Raw genomic sequence first — 17,135 nt, 5'->3', positions numbered from 1 at the left:
CTTACCCTACTCATGGAATGCTTTGTCACCAGGGTGCACCGGAAACCCATACAATGTGAGCGAGGAGAACGTCGTGCTAGTAGAATACCGTAAGCACGTTGCTGAGCGTGCAGCCCAGGGGATCGTACCTAAGCCGTTAGATGCTTCCCAGATGGCCGCGCTGGTTGAACTGCTGAAAAACCCGCCAGCGGGTGAAGAAGAATTCCTGACCGATCTGTTGGTCAACCGTGTCCCACCCGGCGTTGATGAAGCCGCCTACGTTAAAGCGGGTTTCCTTGCCGCGGTGGCTAAAGGCGAAACGACCTCTCCTCTGGTATCCCCCGAAAAAGCGATTGAACTGCTGGGCACCATGCAAGGCGGTTACAACATCCATCCGCTGATTGACGCGCTGGATGACGCGAAGCTGGCACCGATTGCCGCGAAAGCGCTGTCGCACACGCTGCTGATGTTTGACAGCTTTTACGACGTTGAAGAGAAAGCGAAAGCGGGCAATCCCCATGCGCAGCAGGTGATGCAATCCTGGGCAGATGCTGAGTGGTACCTGTCACGCCCTGAGCTGGCAGAAAAAATTACCGTCACCGTGTTCAAAGTGACCGGCGAAACCAATACCGACGACCTCTCTCCGGCGCCGGATGCATGGTCACGTCCGGATATTCCACTGCACGCACTGGCGATGTTGAAAAACGCCCGTGAAGGCATTAACCCGGATGAGCCTGGCAACGTCGGCCCGATCAAGCAGATTGAAGCGCTGCAGGCTAAAGGCTATCCGCTGGCTTATGTCGGCGACGTCGTCGGCACCGGCTCTTCTCGTAAATCAGCGACCAACTCCGTACTGTGGTTCATGGGCGACGATATCCCGAACGTCCCGAACAAAAAAGGCGGCGGTCTGGTGCTGGGCAGCAAAATCGCGCCGATCTTCTTCAACACCATGGAAGATGCGGGCGCGCTGCCGATCGAAGTGGACGTTGGTGAGCTGAATATGGGCGACGTGATTGACGTCTATCCCTATAAAGGCGAAGTACGCAACCACGAAACCGGCGAGCTGCTTGCCAGCTTTACGCTGAAAACCGACGTGCTGATCGACGAAGTGCGCGCGGGCGGCCGTATTCCGCTGATTATCGGCCGCGGCCTGACCAGCAAAGCGCGCGAATCGCTGGGTCTGCCGCACAGCGACGTGTTCCGCCAGGCGAAAGACGTTGCTGAAAGCACGCGCGGCTACTCGCTGGCGCAGAAAATGGTCGGTCGCGCCTGCGGCGTCGACGGCGTCCGTCCAGGCGCCTACTGCGAACCGAAGATGACCTCGGTAGGTTCTCAGGACACCACCGGTCCAATGACGCGCGACGAGCTGAAAGATCTGGCGTGCCTCGGCTTCTCCGCCGATCTGGTGATGCAGTCATTCTGCCACACCGCCGCCTATCCGAAACCGGTTGACGTCAATACGCACCATACGCTGCCGGACTTCATTATGAACCGCGGCGGCGTATCGCTGCGTCCGGGCGACGGCGTGATCCACTCCTGGCTGAACCGCATGCTGCTGCCTGACACCGTCGGCACCGGCGGCGACTCGCATACCCGCTTCCCGATCGGCATCTCGTTCCCGGCAGGCTCTGGCCTGGTGGCCTTCGCCGCCGCGACCGGCGTAATGCCGCTCGATATGCCGGAATCGGTGCTGGTGCGCTTTAAAGGCAAAATGCAGCCGGGCATCACGCTGCGCGATCTGGTGCATGCGATCCCGCTGTACGCGATCAAACAGGGTCTGCTGACCGTTGAGAAGAAAGGCAAAAAGAACATCTTCTCTGGCCGTATCCTGGAAATCGAAGGTCTGCCGGATCTGAAAGTTGAGCAGGCGTTTGAGCTTACCGATGCCTCGGCCGAGCGCTCGGCGGCGGGCTGTACGATCAAGCTGGATAAAGCGCCGATTATCGAATACCTCAACTCCAACATCGTGCTGCTGAAGTGGATGATCGCAGAAGGCTACGGCGATCGCCGCACGCTGGAGCGTCGTATTCAGGGTATGGAAAAATGGCTGGCGGATCCGCAGCTGCTGGAAGCGGACGCCGATGCCGAATACGCTGCGGTAATCGAGATCGACTTGGCTGATATCAAAGAGCCGATTCTGTGCGCGCCGAACGATCCGGACGACGCGCGTCTGCTCTCTGACGTACAGGGCGAGAAGATCGACGAAGTCTTTATCGGTTCGTGCATGACCAACATCGGTCACTTCCGTGCGGCAGGTAAACTGCTCGACAGCCATAAAGGCCAGCTGCCGACCCGCCTGTGGGTTGCGCCGCCGACCAAAATGGATGCGGCTCAGCTGACTGAAGAGGGCTACTACAGCGTCTTCGGCAAAAGCGGCGCGCGTATTGAGATCCCGGGCTGCTCGCTCTGCATGGGTAACCAGGCGCGCGTGCAGGACGGCGCGACGGTGGTCTCCACCTCAACCCGTAACTTCCCGAACCGTCTTGGCACTGGCGCGAACGTCTACCTGGCATCGGCTGAACTGGCTGCGGTCTCTTCGCTGCTTGGCAAACTGCCGACGCCGGAAGAGTATCAGCAGTTTATGGTGCAGGTGGATAAAACCGCCAGCGACACCTACCGCTATCTCAACTTTGACCAACTGAATCAATACACCGATAAAGCGGACAATGTGATTTTCCAGACTGCGGTCTGAGTGACTCACTAAAATACAAAGGGGCGATAATCGCCCCTTTTTCTTTTGCCTTTTCCTCGCAATAATGTCGCCCCGATCTCACTTTAGCGTTGATGATGCGCACACTCTATTTTGGTGCGGATTACTCGCGTCATTAACCAAAGGGTTAGCCCATGGAATACGAATTTTTACGCGATCTCACCGGGCAGGTGAAAGTACGCATGTCGATGGATCACGAGGCGGTGGGCCACTGGTTCAACGATGAGGTCAAAGAGGATCTGGCGCTACTGGATGAAGTAGAAGCCGCCATGCGCGCTATCAAGGGCAGCGAGCGCCAGTGGCAGCGCATCGGCCATGAATATACGCTGTGGATGGATGACGAAGAGGTCATGATCCGCGCCAACCATCTCGCATTAGAGGATGACGGGCTGGAAGAGGGGATGAATTATTACGATGAAGAGAGCCTGTCGTTCTGCGGTGTTGAAGACTTTCTGGCCGTTATAAATGCCTACCGTCAGTTTTTACAGGGACGCTGAGTCAGCGCGCCCATGCCCAGGGTTAACCCGCTGCGCGCCCATAAATTAAGGACGACCCTCATGTTTTCTCTGTTAAAACTTACCGCTGTTTCCCTGCTGCTTAGCGCTGTGGCCGCTCACGCCTCGATAAATGACGACGCCGCGCTGGCGACCGTCGCGAAGCAGGAGGAGCAGGCGCTGAAGGCGCGTATCGGCATCGCCGTAATCGATACCGCCACAGGAAGCGTCACGCGCTATCGCGGCGATGAGCGCTTCCCGCTCAACAGTACGCATAAAGCGCTGCTGTGCGGCGCGCTGCTTAGCCAACAGGATAAGGGCAGGCTGATGCTTTCGGAACGTACGCAGTTCGATCGCGCTGCGCTAGTCACCTGGTCACCGGTGACTGAAAAATCTGTCGCGCCCGCCACCATGAGCTGGCAGCAGCTCTGTCATGCAGCTATCGCCTACAGCGATAATACGGCGGCGAATCTGATTGCGAAAAAGCTGGGCGGTCAGGCGGCGGTTACCCGCTTTTTTGCTGATCTTGGCGACAAGGTAACGCGACTGGACCGCTTTGAGCCAGAGCTAAACAGCGCCATACCCGGCGATATGCGCGATACCACGACGCCGGTCGCCGTCAGCGAGACGCTGCAAAAGCTGACGCTGGGAGAGGCGCTGAAGCCCGCCTCGCGCGCGCAACTGGTGCAATGGATGCGCGACGATCGGGTCGCAGGGGCCTTGCTACGTTCGGTTTTACCAGCGGGCTGGTCAATTGCTGACAAAACCGGGGCGGGGGAATATGGCTCGCGGTCGATTATCAGCGTGGTCTGGCCGGAAAACGGCAAGCCGCTGATTGTCGCTATCTATGTGACGCAAACAGAGGCGACGCTCGCGCAGAGCAATGCGGCTATCGCCCGTATCGGCAAAGCGATTTTCGCCGCGGCGCGCTAGTTTGATGCAAAACGAGAAAAGGCTCTGAACATGGTCAGAGCCTTTTTTGCAGGCCACCCTCAGACGCCGCTGGTGACTGCCCGAGGCTGATGAGCCTTCTCTTCATCGACGATAGGCTCAACCTTGCCCATCAGGAACAGGTAGTTGATGATCCCTATCACTACCAGCACGGCGGAAAAGACCAGCGCCCAGGTAAAGTTGCCGGTCGCGCCGACAATCGCGCCGGTAATAATCGGGCCGACCGCACCGCCCATATTCGACACCGTATTCTGCAAACCAGCGACGATAGAGACGCTGTTCTTCGGCGCGACGTCGCCCGGCAGCGCCCAGATCTGCGAGGCGGCCACGGTGGTGCCTGACTTGGCGATACAGAGCAGCAACACGGTCATAAACACCGAGTCGGTAAAGGGCGCGAAGCCGATGCACAGCGCCATTAGCAGACCGATGGTAAGGAACAGCTTGCGCGTGGCGGTCAGCGACAGCACCTTTTTATGCACCATACGATCCGACGCCCAGCCCGCCAGCACCTCAATCAGCATGCCGCAGATCAACGGCAGCGCGGCGACAAAGCCCATCTTCAGGAAATCCATACCCTTATCTTTCACCAGATAGGTCGGCAGCCAGGTAATAAAAAAGTAAGAGGTGTAGTTAATGGTGAAAAAGCCGATGCACATCGCCCAGATATTGCGGTAGCGCAGCAGTCGGTACCACCTCATCGGCCGCACCCCTTTTTCGCCATGATTTTGCGCCTGGCCGTCGCGGATCAGGCGAACTTCACTTTGATCGATCTTTTTATGATCTTCCGGATTCTCGGCATAAACAAAATACCAGGCGATCACCCAGAACAGGCCGATCGCGCCGATCGCCAGGAAGGTGATGCGCCAGTCCACCATGGCGATCATCCAGACAATGAGCGGCATCGCCACTGCGCCGCCGAACTTCGAGGCGCTGTCGAACAGGCCCGATACGGTGGCGCGCTCGCGATCCGGGAACCAGCGCGCGGCGATACCCGCATTGCTGGGGTAGGCGGCCGCTTCGCCGACGCCCAGCGCCAGACGCAGCGCCAGCAGCGACTTGAAGCCGGTCGCCAGTCCCATCGCCATGGTGGCGATCGACCACCAGCCGACCGCGATGCCGAGGCCTTTTTTCTGGCCGAAGCGGTCGGCGAACCAGCCCGCAGGAATTTGCAGCAGCGCATAAGACCAGAAGAAGGCGGCCATAATCAGGCCCATCATTTCTGGATCGATCTCCAGTTCGGTGATCAGGTGCGGTGCGGCGGCAGAAAGAACGGTTCGGTCAATATAGTTAATAGCGACCGCCAGCCACATCAGGCCAGCGATCCACCAGCGGATCCTGGTCGAGCGCGTCGTAGCGTTCATTGTTGTTTTCCACTCGAATCGGTTTGCAGATCAAGGCGGCGCTTACGCCAGCCCGTTCATTACGTTTACTGGCCGCTCTTCCTGCCTGACGCACTGCACAATCTGCGCCACGCAGCGTTCGCCAATGGCGCTGATAGCGCCATCGGTATAACCGGCGATATGCGAGGTCGGGATAAAACTGGGCAGGCTAAAGAGCGGATGCGTTGTCAGCGGCTCCTGCACAAACACATCGGCCGCCGCTCCGGCGATCGTCTGGTCCTGTAGCGCATGGAACAGATCCGCTTCATTCACTACGCCGCCGCGCGAGACATTGATCAGAAAGGCGCTTTTCTTCATGCGGCGCAGGCGCGCGGCGTCGAACAGATCGCGCGTCTCGTTGGTCAGCGGCGTATGCAGCGTGATGAAATCGCTCTCCTCCGTCAGCCGATCGAGGCTGACAAAAGTAACGCCCTGTTCGGCGGCAAAGGTCTCGTCAGGGTAGAAATCAAAGGCGATGACGCGCATGTTGAAGCCTTTCGCGCGCAGCGCCACCTGCTTGCCGATATTGCCCAGCCCGATAATGCCCAGCGTTTTGCCGTAAACGTCGGTGGCGAAAATGCGCGGCCAGCCGCCCGCGCGCGTTTCTGTCGCTGCCTGCGTCACCTGACGCGCACTGTTGAGGATCAGCGCAAAGGCGAAATCGGCGACGGCATGCTTGTTGGCGTCCGGCACGTTAGTGACATAAATTCCACGCGCGCGCGTGGCGTCAAGATCGATATTGTCGACGCCGACGCCGTGCTTGCAGACAATTTTTAACCCTGGCGCCTGGTTGAGCAGCGCTTCGTTCACCTCGGTGAAGGCGACGATCATCGCCACGGTCTCCGGCAGATGCGGAGCCAGCGCTTCCGGCGGCGCGTCGGCGGGCAGGGATATCAGTTCAAAGCCGTGCTGTTTCAGGGTTTCAATCGGCGTCGTGTCATATCTGGCGAACGACGGCGAGGTGCAGATTACTTTCATCACGTTTCCCGGTGCTTAAGTGATACAGGCAAGGGCAGCAACGGCCGCCCTGACGGCCTTACTTCAGGTACTGATTGACGACCTGACGAATTTTTTGCTCTTCGTCGGCGCTGAAACGCACCGCATAGCGGCTTTCGCCAACGTCGTAGCCAAGCAGAGAGACCGCTTTCTTCACCGCGGCCGGTGAGAAGCCGATGCTGTAGAGATCGGTACGCAGGCCGGTCACGTTTTCCTGCGCCGCGCGCGAACCGTCAATGTCGCCTGCGCTGAAGCGCGCCCAGATCGCGTTGATCTCTTTCGGCGCGGCGTTGGCCAGGCCGGAGATACAGGCGGAACAGCCATCAACGAAGCCCTGATGGATCAGCGAGTCCGGGCCGTTGAGGACGTTAAAGTTATCGATGCCTTCCGCTGCTTTAATAAAGCCGCTCAGGCTTTCATAGCTGCCCGCCGAATCTTTAATGCCGATAATATTGGGATGCGACGCCAGGGTGCGTACGGTTTCGGGCTGCAGCGTATTGCCGGTGCGCGCCGGGATGTTATAGAGGAACAGCGGCACGTCGAGCGCGTCAGCCACGGTCTGATAGTGATAAATCAGCTCTTCCTGCCTGAGCGGCACGAAGTAAGGGGTGATCGCCGATACCGCATCCACGCCCAGCTTTGCAATCTGTTTGCCGAGGCGGATGGTTTCGCGCGTCGAGATTTCGCCGATATGCGCCACCACCGGCGCGCGGCCGTTGACCTCATCGACGCAGGTCTCCGTGACCGCGATTTTTTCCTGCTCGTTCAGCACAAAGAATTCGCCGTTGGTGCCGCCGCAGAAGATGCCGTTGCCTGCCGCCAGCTGACGCTTAATCTGCTCGCGCTGTGCGGTGGGATTCAGGGCGCCTTCCTGATCAAAGCAGGTGACGATAGCGGTCAATACGCCGGTTATTTTCTGACTCATACAATCCTCTTTATTCCTGGTGTGACGGGAACAGCGTCAGGTAGACGTCACGGACGTCGCTGGCGCTGACGGCAGCGGGCACGTTCTTCATCAGACGTTGAACGTCGAGCGCGGCCTCCACTAAGTAGGGCAGGTGATCCGGGCCGATGCCAAGCTCTTCAAGGCTGGCTGGCAGCTTCAGACGTTTAACCAGCGCGGTGAAATAGTCCACCAGCGCGTGCGATTTGGCCTCGTCATCCAGCGCCGGATTGGCATCGGGCAGCAGATCGTAGGCCTGCGCAAATTTGCTCACCGCGGCAGGACGCACAAAAGCCATGCAGGGCGCCAGCAGAATGGCGTTGGCAACGCCGTGCGGCAGGTGATATTTGCCACCCAGCGGATAGGACATGGCGTGCACCAGGTGCGTGCCCGCATGGGCGATCGCCGCGCCGCCATAATAAGAGGCCCAGAGCATATCCAGGCGTGCACGCAGGTTATGCGGCTCTGCAACGGCGGTTTCGAGGCTGGCGAACAGCTTTTTCATACCAATCAGCGCGTAGTTGTCGCTTACCGGATTCGAAACCGTGGCGGTGAAACATTCGATAAGATGACAAAGCGCATCGATACCGGTTGAAGAGGCGATATGCGCCGGCATGCTGGTGGTCAGTTCCGGCACCAGCGCCACGAAATCGGGCAGCATCACCGGCGAGATAATACCGACTTTCGTTTCGCGCTCCGGGATCGCCAGAATCGCATTCGGCGTCGCTTCTGAACCGGTGCCTGCGGTGGTCGGGATTAACAGTGAGGTGGTGCGCGTGGTCGGCTTTTCGCCCGCCAGCAGCGCCTCCAGAGATGGCGCGTTAACCACGCACAGCACCGACAGCAGCTTGGCGACATCCAGCACGCTGCCGCCGCCGACGCCAATCACCAGATCCACCTCACGCATGGGCAGCGCCGCCAGAATCGCCGCGACATCGTGCTGGCTCGGCTCCGGCGGCACGCTGTTGATCACGCTCACGCTGGCGATATGCTGTTTCAGCTGGGCGATTAGCGCCTGCACAGCCGGAATGGTTTCAATGTTCTTGTCAGTGACCAGCAGCGCGCTGGCTTTTCCTTTCAGCAAATAGCTAATGTCGTTCAGCGCCTGATAGCCGCTAATTACCGTGCTGTTGATCGTCATTTCACACCCTTATTACTGCGAAGTCGGACTGAATGATTGTTTTTGCTCACTACAGTGCGATATCTGTCACTTACTGTGCCTCAATTTATAGGGCATATCGATTTCAATTAATTTGATCTTGCTCACATATAATCAATCGTGATTGAATATAATCATACAGAGCGGCATGCAGCCGAATCAGGAGAGAAGATGACGCAAAGGTCATGGAAAACGCCGGTGCTGGTTATCGCCGACGATTTCACCGGCGCTAACGACGCGGGCAGCGGCCTGGCGCAGGCGGGCGCACGCGTCCATGTGCTGTTCAGCAGCGAGACGCCGCTGGATGCCGCCGCCGCCGACGTCTGGGTGATCAGCACCGACAGTCGCGCCATCAGCGCACAGGATGCGGCGGCACGCACTGAGGCTGTAGTGCATCGACACCAGGCATTTATTACGCAGGGCTGGCTGTTTAAAAAGATCGATTCCACGCTGCGCGGCAATGTCGGCGCTGAAGTGCGCGCCGCGCTGGCCGCCAGCGGTAAAAAACGCGCGTTGATTGTGCCTGCCGTGCCCCGGCTGGGACGCGTTACGCGCAACGGCGAGGTGCAGGTAAACGGCGTGCCGCTGACCGAGACCGAATACGCCAGCGATCCAAAAACGCCGGTGGTCAGCGCCCACGTATTAACGCAGCTGGGGATCGACGGCAGCGAGATCGATCTCGCCACGCTGCGCAGCGATCGCTTTGCTGCGCTGCTGGCTGAACAGCAGGGCGCAGTGGTGATCGATGCGGAGCAGGAGAGCGATATTGCACGCATCCTGGCCGCCGCCGCGCAGCTGGACGAAACGCCGCTGCTGGTCGGCGCCGCCGGACTGAGCGACGCGCTCGGCGCGCAGCTTGCCGCACGCGCCGCCGCGCCGGTTCTGGCGGTGATCGGCTCGATGAGCGCCAGCGCGCAGCAGCAGATCGCCCGGCTGGCGGCACAGCGCGATATTGCGCTGGTGGATGTCGATATTCGTCAGCTGTTTGTGCAACCTCGCTGGCCGGAGAGCCCGCACTGGGCGGCGCAGGCGCTTGCCGCAATGCGCGCGGGTCGGCATACGGTGATTCGGACCTGCCAGCGCGCCGATCAGCGCCACGAGATTGACGCGCTCTGTCTGCAGCATCAGCTAACGCGCCAGCAGCTCGGCGAGGCGATTTGCCACTTTTTAGGCGAGCTGACCCTGACGCTCTGCCGCACGCAGCGGCCCGCCGGGCTCTATCTTTCCGGCGGTGACGTGGCGATTGCGGTGGCGCAGGCGCTGGGCGCCAGCGGTTTTCAGATTCAGGGCATCGTGGCGGGCTGTGTGCCGCACGGCGTCCTGCTTAACAGTGAATTTACCCTGCCGGTGATGACCAAAGCGGGCGGTTTTGGCGACGAAAACACCCTGGTAGCAGCCATTCGTTTTATTGAGGAGAAGTCGAGTGAGTAAAATTATTGCGGTGACCATGGGCGATCCGGCGGGCATCAGCCCGGAGATCATCATCAAAGCGCTGGCGGAAGGGGACCTTAACGGCGCGCCGGCGGTGGTGGTGGGATGCGCGGCGACGCTGCGTCGCATTCTTGCCCTGAATATTACGCCGCAGGTGGAGCTGCGCGTGCTGGATAGCGTAAAAGAGGCGCACTTCGCGCCGGGCATCGTCAACGTTATTGACGAGCCGCTGGCCGAGCCGGATGCGCTGAAGCCAGGCGTGGTGCAGAAGCAGGCGGGCGATCTTGCCTGGCGCTGCGTAAAGCGCGCCACCGAGCTGGCGCTGGCGGGCGAGGTACAGGCTATCGCCACCGCGCCGCTGAATAAAGAGGCGCTGCACTCGGCAGGCCATCTCTATCCTGGCCATACCGAACTGCTGGCGCATCTCACCAACACCAAAGATTACGCGATGGTGCTCTATACCGATAAGCTAAAGGTCATTCACGTCACCACCCATATCGCGCTGCGCAAGTTCCTCGACACGCTGAACCGTACGCGTATCGAAACGGTGATTGGCATGGCAGATACCTTTTTGCGCCGCGTCGGCTTTGAAAAGCCGCGCATCGCGGTGGCGGGCGTCAATCCGCATGCCGGAGAGAACGGCCTGTTCGGCGACGAGGAGATCACCACCGTCGCGCCTGCGGTGAAGGCGATGAAGGCGCAGGGCATTGAGGTTTTTGGTCCCTGTCCGCCTGATACGGTTTTCCTGCAGTGTCAGGAAGGACAGTACGACATCGTGGTGGCGATGTACCACGATCAGGGACATATCCCGTTGAAACTGCTTGGCTTTTATGACGGCGTTAATATCACGGCCGGTCTGCCGTTTATCCGCACGTCTGCGGACCACGGCACCGCTTTTGATATCGCATGGACAGGTAAAGCGAAGTCTGAGAGCATGGCGATCTCCATTAAACTCGCGATGCAGCTGGCATAGGGAAATATGAAGGGACAAAGTCGCCTTGACCAGATTATGGACTATCTGAAAAGCCATAATCTGGTGACTGTTGATCAGCTGGTGAGCGCTATCTCCGCCTCGCCAGCAACCATTCGACGTGATTTGATTAAGCTGGATAAAGAAGGGGTGATTAGCCGCAGCCACGGCGGCGTCACGCTGAACCGTTTTATTCCGGCGCAGCCCACTACGCTGGAGAAGATGCAGCGTAACCTGGCGGAGAAGCAGGCTATTGCCCATCACGCCGCTACGTTTGTGCAGTCGGGCGATGCGGTGGTGCTGGACGCTGGCACCACCATGCTGGAGCTGGCGCGGCAGCTGACGCATTTGCCGCTGCGCGTCATCACGGCCGATCTGCATATCGCGCTGTTTCTCTCTGAATTCAAACAGATTGAAGTGACTATTATCGGCGGCCGTATCGACGACTCCAGCCAGTCATGCGTCGGCGAACACGGGCGTCGTCTGCTGCGCAGCATCAATCCTGATATCGCTTTCGTCAGCTGTAACTCCTGGAGCCTTGAGCGCGGCATTACTACGCCGACGGAGGAGAAGGCGGGGCTGAAGCGGGATCTACTGGCGAATGCGCGACGCCGCATCCTGCTGGCGGACAGCAGCAAATATGGCTCCTGGTCGCTGTTTTGCGCCGCGGCGATAGACGATTTGACCGATGTGGTAACCGACAGCCGCTTAGACGACGACGTATGCCGCACGCTGCGCGAGCGCGGCATTGCGCTGGCGCTGACGGAGTAGAGGTAGGCAGAGAGCGCGCTGTTGCTCACAGCGCGCATGCGACTAAAACGTCTTCAACCCCACCGCCGGAATATTGCGCCCGTAGTAAATCTCGCGCATCTCCTTCCACAGCAGGTCAGTAATACGCTTATGTTCCGCCGGGCTGAGATCTTCAGGACGGGTATTAAACAGATAGTGTTTCAGGTCGAACTCTTTCAGCAACATCTTGGTGTGAAAGATATTTTCCTGATAAACGTTTACGTCCACCATGTCATACATCGCCTTCATATCTTCCGACATAAAGTTCTGGATCGAGTTAATTTCATGGTCGATAAAGTGCTTCACGCCGTTCACATCGCGGGTAAAGCCGCGCACGCGGTAGTCGACGGTGACGATATCGGATTCCAACTGGTGGATCAGGTAGTTCAGCGCCTTCAGCGGGGAAATCACGCCGCAGGTTGAGACTTCAATATCGGCGCGGAAGGTGCAGAGTCCCCCTTCAGGGTGGCTTTCCGGGTAGGTGTGCACGCAGATATGGCTTTTATCCAGGTGCGCGACGACGGAGTTCGGCAGCGGGCCGGGATGTTCCGAGTTGTCGATATCTTTAGGATCGATCGGCTCTTCGCTCACCAGAATGGTGACGCTGGCGCCCTGCGGCTCATAGTCCTGGCGCGCAATATTCAGCACGTTCGCGCCAATGATCGCACAGGTTTCCGTCAGGATCTCGGTCAGACGGTTGGCGTTGTACTGCTCGTCGATATAGGCGATATAGCCATCGCGCTCGGCTTCAGTATTCGCATAACAAATATCGTAAATACAAAAACTCAGGCTTTTGGTCAGGTTGTTGAAGCCATGCAGTTTAAGCTTTTGCAATTTGGTTCACCTCCTTATACAGGCTGTTCAGCGGACAGGGCGTTCAGCAGATATTGCGGCAGCGCGAAACTACCAGCATGGATAGCCGGATTATAGTAGCGGCACGTCAGGCCAGCCGCAGCGAAACGCGCTTGAAGCGTGGCGACATCAAGCTGACGCAGCGCCGGATTATCGCTTGCCCAGGCGAAGGTCATGATCCCGCCGTAATAGGTGGGGATCGCCGCCTGGTAAAAACTGACGTCGGCGAAATAGTGGCTGAGTTTGCGATGGCTGTTGACCGCTTCCTCTTGTTGCAGAAAACAGACACCGTTTTGCGCCACGAAAATGCCGCCAGGATTCAGCGCGTTTTTGCAGCCAGCGTAAAATTCCGAGGTGAACAGACTCTCGCCCGGACCGACAGGATCGGTGCAGTCGGAAATGATCACGTCGAACTTTTCCTGGGTCTGGTTAACGAAGTTTACGCCGTCGTCGATCACCAGATTGAGACGCGGATCGTTATAAGCGCCCTGGCTATGTTCAGGAAGATATTGCTGGCAGAAGGTCACCACGCCGGCGTCAATCTCGACCATGGTAATGCTTTCCAGCTGGGCGTGACGCGACACCTCGCGCAGCATCGCCCCGTCGCCGCCTCCGATAATCAGCACGCGCTTCGCCGCGCCGTGCGCCAGCAGCGGCACATGCGTCATCATTTCGTGATAGATGAATTCGTCGCGCTCGGTGGTCTGCACCACGCCGTCCAGCGCCATTACGCGGCCCATCTGCGCGTTTTCGAAGATAATTAAATCCTGATGCGCGGTCTTTTCCCGGTAAAGCGTTTTGTCGACCGTGAAATATTGTCCGAAACCGGCATGAAGGGTTTCATACCACATCTCTTTTTGCGCCATGGTGGGCTCCTCTCTGATGACTTCGCCATGAAAAGAGCGGCACATGATAACCAGGAGTGACCGTGCATGCACGGTCAAATGATCGGCAGAAGGCGGATAGCGACTTATTTAACGTAGGCGAGCAGGCTGAGAGAATCGCGCGCCAGCGACTTGCACTTCTTGTCGTTGGTGATGGCGATGCCGCTCAGATCTTTGTAGCTCGCTTCGCCAAGCGCTTTCATATTGTAAGTGGCGTAATTGCTTAAATCCCAGCGGTTCTGCTGGGCGAAAAACACCAGAGCCTTGCGGATTTGCGCATCAGGGAGATCCTGATAGCCGCAATCGTTTTTCAGATAAACGAATACGGCGGTAAGATCGGCCAGATCTTCTGCTTCGGATTCGCTCAGGGCAAAACTGGTGGAGGAGAAGCCAAAGAGTCCTGCCAGTAACAGGATCCTGATGCTTTTCTTCATAGTGGTTCTCATTCATTGATCATCATGTGACGATAGCACAGTGACTGGCAGGATTCCGATTATTTTGCCGCGGAGAGCCCGCGCCAGCACTTTTTTCAGGCGTTTCCGCTATCAAGACTTGACCCTCCCGCAGGGGAAGGGTTTAGGCTGTGGTTCCCTTACCACACGGATGAATAAGCTATGCATCGTCGCCATTTTCTTAAACTGACCGCAGCGCTGAGCGCAGCCGGGGCGCTGCCGATCTGGAGCCGCTCCCTGATGGCGGCCAGTCGCCCGCTGCTGCCGGTTCCTTCAAGGCTGGAGCCCGATCCGCGCGGCCAGATCCAGATCACCGCCATGACCGGCACCAGCCAGTGGCAGGGCAAGGATGTGGCGACATGGGGCTACAACGGCAGTTTGCTGGGGCCGGCCATCGTGCTGCGGCGCGGCAAAACGGCGACGGTCAATATCAATAACCAGCTGCCGGAAGCGACGACGCTGCACTGGCACGGACTGGCGATCCCCGGCGACGTCGACGGCGGGCCGATGGCGCGTATCGAACCCGGCGCGACGCGGCAGGTCAGCTTTACGCCCGATCAGCCCGCCGCGACCTGCTGGTTCCATCCACACCTGCATGGCAAAACCGGCCATCAGGTGGCGCAAGGCCTGGCGGGATTGATCCTGCTGCAGGACGATGAGACCGACAAGCTGCGGCTGCCGACGCAGTGGGGCTCGGACGATGTGCCGCTGATCTTCCAGGATAAGCGGCTCACTCAGGACGGCAGCCGCATCGACTACCAGCTCGATATCATGAGCGCCGCGGTCGGCTGGTTCGGCGATATGATGCTGACTAACGGCGTACAGTATCCGCAGCAGGCGGTGCCGCGCGGCTGGCTGCGGCTGCGCCTGCTGAACGGCTGCAATGCGCGCTCTCTGCATATCGCCGCCAGCGATAACCGACCGCTCTACGTTATCGGCAGCGACGGCGGACTGCTGGCGGAGCCGGTGAAAGTGGCGTCGTTGCCGCTGCTGCCGGGCGAACGTTTCGAGGTGATGGTCGATACCTCCGACGGCAAAAGCTTCGATATCATGACGCTGCCGGTAGAGCAGATGGGCATGACGCTGGCGCCGTTCGATCAGCCGCTGCCGCTGGTGCAGATCCTGCCGCTGCGCGTGATGGCGAGCGCCACGCTGCCCGACACGCTGGTGCAGCTGCCGCCGGTTCCCTCCGCGGAAGGCGCCAACGCGCGCTGGCTGCAGCTGATGATGGATCCGCAGCTGGATCAGCAGGGCATGGCGGCGCTGATGCAGCGCTACGGCGATAAAGCGATGGGCAATATGGGCGGGCATCATGCTATGCCATCGAAGAGCGAAAGCCACGACCAGATGGCGATGGGCGATCATGATATGTCGGCGATGAGCGGCCATGATATGTCGATGCCCAAGGCGCACGGCGCTAAAGCGGCCTACGACTTCCATAACGGCAATAAGATCAACGGCCAGGCCTTTAATATGACGAAGCCGATGTTCAACGTTACGCCTGGCCAGCTGGAGAAGTGGACCATCTCCGGCGAAGGGGACAAGATGCTGCATCCCTTCCATATTCACGGCACGCAGTTCCGCATTCTTTCAGAAAACGGTAAGCCGCCTGCACCGCACCGCCAGGGATGGAAGGATATGGTCAATGTCAACGGCTGGCGCAGCGAAGTGCTGGTGCGCTTTGACCACCGCGCCGCCGCCGAACACGCCTATATGGCGCACTGTCATCTGCTGGAGCATGAGGATACCGGCATGATGCTGGGCTTCAGCGTCGGCTGATCAGGCTTTCTCCAGCGCCAGACGAATATCTTCCACCAGATCGCCGGCGTTCTCGATGCCAATCGAGAGGCGAATGGTGGCGTCGCTGATGCCGATACGCTGCCTGACCGCTTCCGGCACGCCGGAGTGCGTGGTGCTGCCGGGATGGCTGGCAAGCGACTCGGTGCCGCCGAGACTCACCGCCTGCTTAAACAGCGCCAGCGCGTTAAGAAAGCGGAACGCAGCGGGCTGTCCGCCGACAATATCAAACGAGAAGGTCGAACCGGCGCCGCTGCACTGCTGGCGGAAGGTGCGGCCTTCGGCGCTGTTCTCATCGAGATAGGGCAGCCACTGTAGCTTCGCCACCTTTTCATGGCTGCGTAAAAAGGCCGCTACCGCCTCGGCGTTCTGCCAGGCTTTCTCCATGCGCAGCGACAGCGTCTCCAGCGAACGGCCGATCATCCAGCTGGAATGCGGATCGAGCTGGGTACCAATGGCGCTGCGCAGCGCGCGTATTTGGGTAATCAGCGCCTTGCTGCCCATTGCCGCCCCGGCGAACAGATCGGAGTGGCCGCCGACATATTTGGTTAACGAATAGAGCGACAGGTCGGCGCCAAAATTCAGCGGGCGCTGAAACAGCGGACCGAGCAGCGTATTGTCGCAGGCGACAACCGGACGCGATCCCTGCTGCTGACCGATTTCATCAGCGATACGCGCAATCAGCGCAATATCAACCAGGCTGTTGGTGGGGTTGGCAGGCGTCTCAATCAGGATCAGCGCTACGCGCCCCAGGCTCAGCGCCTGCTGCGCGGCGGCGCGTACTTTTTCTTCATCGGTGCCGTCGCTGAAGCCCACCGGCTCAATATTGAGGTTGTGCAGGGTCTTGCTCAGCAGCGTCTCGGTGCCGCCGTAAAGCGGCTGCGAGTGGAGGATTACGTCGCCGGGACGCGCAAAGGTCAGCAGGGTGGTAGAGATGGCCGACATGCCGGATGAAAACAGGGCGCAGCTCTCCGCCTCTTCATAGATAGCCAGACGATCCTCAACGATTTCACTGTTGGGATGATTAAAGCGCGAATAGACCAGACCGCCGCTTTTGCCTGCCGGCGGCTCGCGCCGTCCCGCCACGTAATCAAAGAAATCGCGTCCCTCTTCGGCGCTGTTAAAGACAAAAGTTGACGTCAGGAATACCGGCGGTTTGACCGCGCCTTCCGACAGCCGCGGATCGTAGCCGTAGTTGAGCATCTGGGTTTCCGGATGCAGCTTGCGCTCGCCGATATGGTTTTTTTTACTGGAGTGGTCAGACATGGGATCTCCTGCTCAGCGCAGATGTAATATAACGATATGTTGACCACAGGCTATCATGTAGCGATTTGTTCTGTTAAAGGCCG

At 59.0% G+C, this 17,135-nt stretch carries 15 protein-coding genes; 7 read left to right on the top strand and 8 right to left on the bottom strand.

Features of this window, described 5'->3' with window-relative positions; translation table 11 throughout:
* Positions 1 to 73: 73 nt before the first annotated feature.
* From acnB to bla, 3 genes are all read left to right on the top strand, one after another.
* Positions 74 to 2,671, top strand: coding sequence for a bifunctional aconitate hydratase 2/2-methylisocitrate dehydratase (acnB, locus tag EKL29_RS04730; RefSeq protein ID WP_126689003.1), 2,598 nt, complete (start codon positions 74 to 76; stop codon positions 2,669 to 2,671).
* A 152-nt stretch (positions 2,672 to 2,823) separates the two neighbouring features.
* The gene (gene yacL, locus EKL29_RS04725; protein ID WP_120455764.1) at positions 2,824 to 3,186 is read left to right on the top strand and encodes a protein YacL; all 363 of its coding nucleotides are present in this window, start codon (positions 2,824 to 2,826) and stop codon (positions 3,184 to 3,186) included.
* Positions 3,187 to 3,246: 60 nt separating this feature from the next.
* Positions 3,247 to 4,116, top strand: coding sequence for a class A beta-lactamase (gene bla / locus EKL29_RS04720; RefSeq protein WP_126689002.1), 870 nt, complete (start codon positions 3,247 to 3,249; stop codon positions 4,114 to 4,116).
* A gap of 59 nt (positions 4,117 to 4,175) precedes the next feature.
* Here bla and EKL29_RS04715 read toward each other — a convergent pair whose 3' ends face one another.
* The 4 genes from EKL29_RS04715 to EKL29_RS04700 are packed head-to-tail and all read right to left on the bottom strand — an operon-like array spanning position 4,176 to position 8,593.
* Positions 4,176 to 5,495, bottom strand: a complete 1,320-nt coding sequence (locus EKL29_RS04715) for an MFS transporter (protein ID WP_126689001.1) — start codon at positions 5,493 to 5,495, stop codon at positions 4,176 to 4,178.
* Between the two features lie 42 nt (positions 5,496 to 5,537).
* On the bottom strand, positions 5,538 to 6,491 hold the full coding sequence (locus EKL29_RS04710; protein ID WP_120455770.1) for a phosphoglycerate dehydrogenase: 954 nt from the start codon (positions 6,489 to 6,491) through the stop codon (positions 5,538 to 5,540).
* Positions 6,492 to 6,549: 58 nt separating this feature from the next.
* A complete protein-coding gene (locus EKL29_RS04705) occupies positions 6,550 to 7,434 on the bottom strand; it encodes a dihydrodipicolinate synthase family protein (protein ID WP_120455771.1) in 885 nt (294 codons plus the stop codon).
* 10 nt (positions 7,435 to 7,444) lie between these two features.
* Entirely contained in the window at positions 7,445 to 8,593 is a 1,149-nt protein-coding gene (locus EKL29_RS04700; RefSeq protein ID WP_126689000.1) for an iron-containing alcohol dehydrogenase, read from the bottom strand.
* Positions 8,594 to 8,782: 189 nt separating this feature from the next.
* Between EKL29_RS04700 and dtnK the strand changes: the two genes are divergently transcribed.
* Genes dtnK through EKL29_RS04685 form a run of 3 tightly spaced genes read left to right on the top strand, consistent with a single transcriptional unit; the run spans position 8,783 to position 11,783 of the window.
* Positions 8,783 to 10,042: a D-threonate kinase gene (dtnK, locus tag EKL29_RS04695; RefSeq protein WP_126688999.1), complete on the top strand. Its 1,260-nt coding sequence runs from the start codon at positions 8,783 to 8,785 to the stop codon at positions 10,040 to 10,042.
* Entirely contained in the window at positions 10,035 to 11,015 is a 981-nt protein-coding gene (locus tag EKL29_RS04690; protein WP_120455777.1) for a D-threonate 4-phosphate dehydrogenase, read from the top strand. The genes dtnK and EKL29_RS04690 overlap by 8 nt, the downstream gene beginning before the upstream one ends.
* Before the next feature lie 6 nt (positions 11,016 to 11,021).
* A complete protein-coding gene (locus tag EKL29_RS04685; protein WP_120455779.1) occupies positions 11,022 to 11,783 on the top strand; it encodes a DeoR/GlpR family DNA-binding transcription regulator in 762 nt (253 codons plus the stop codon).
* 42 nt (positions 11,784 to 11,825) lie between these two features.
* Here the strand turns inward: EKL29_RS04685 and speD are convergent, their stop codons facing one another.
* The 3 genes from speD to EKL29_RS04670 all read right to left on the bottom strand — a co-directional run bounded on the left by speD (position 11,826) and on the right by EKL29_RS04670 (position 13,971).
* A complete protein-coding gene (gene speD / locus EKL29_RS04680) occupies positions 11,826 to 12,635 on the bottom strand; it encodes an adenosylmethionine decarboxylase (RefSeq protein ID WP_126688998.1) in 810 nt (269 codons plus the stop codon).
* A 14-nt stretch (positions 12,636 to 12,649) separates the two neighbouring features.
* Complete coding sequence (gene speE, locus EKL29_RS04675) at positions 12,650 to 13,519, bottom strand: polyamine aminopropyltransferase (protein WP_120455783.1); 870 nt, start codon at positions 13,517 to 13,519, stop codon at positions 12,650 to 12,652.
* A gap of 104 nt (positions 13,520 to 13,623) precedes the next feature.
* The gene (locus tag EKL29_RS04670; protein WP_081138496.1) at positions 13,624 to 13,971 is read right to left on the bottom strand and encodes a YacC family pilotin-like protein; all 348 of its coding nucleotides are present in this window, start codon (positions 13,969 to 13,971) and stop codon (positions 13,624 to 13,626) included.
* 180 nt (positions 13,972 to 14,151) lie between these two features.
* On the opposite strand from EKL29_RS04670, the gene cueO reads away from it, so the two are divergent.
* Positions 14,152 to 15,768, top strand: a complete 1,617-nt coding sequence (gene cueO, locus EKL29_RS04665; RefSeq protein ID WP_126688997.1) for a multicopper oxidase CueO — start codon at positions 14,152 to 14,154, stop codon at positions 15,766 to 15,768.
* Here cueO and EKL29_RS04660 read toward each other — a convergent pair whose 3' ends face one another.
* Positions 15,769 to 17,052 carry a cystathionine gamma-synthase family protein gene (locus EKL29_RS04660; protein ID WP_126688996.1) on the bottom strand — a complete coding sequence of 428 codons (1,284 nt, stop codon included), beginning with the start codon at positions 17,050 to 17,052 and terminating at the stop codon, positions 15,769 to 15,771.
* Positions 17,053 to 17,135: the final 83 nt, after the last annotated feature.

It is taken from the genome of Pantoea sp. YU22 (genome assembly GCF_003970755.1).
GTDB lineage: Bacteria > Pseudomonadota > Gammaproteobacteria > Enterobacterales > Enterobacteriaceae > Pantoea > Pantoea piersonii.
This window is presented reverse-complemented; position numbering and strand designations above follow the sequence as displayed.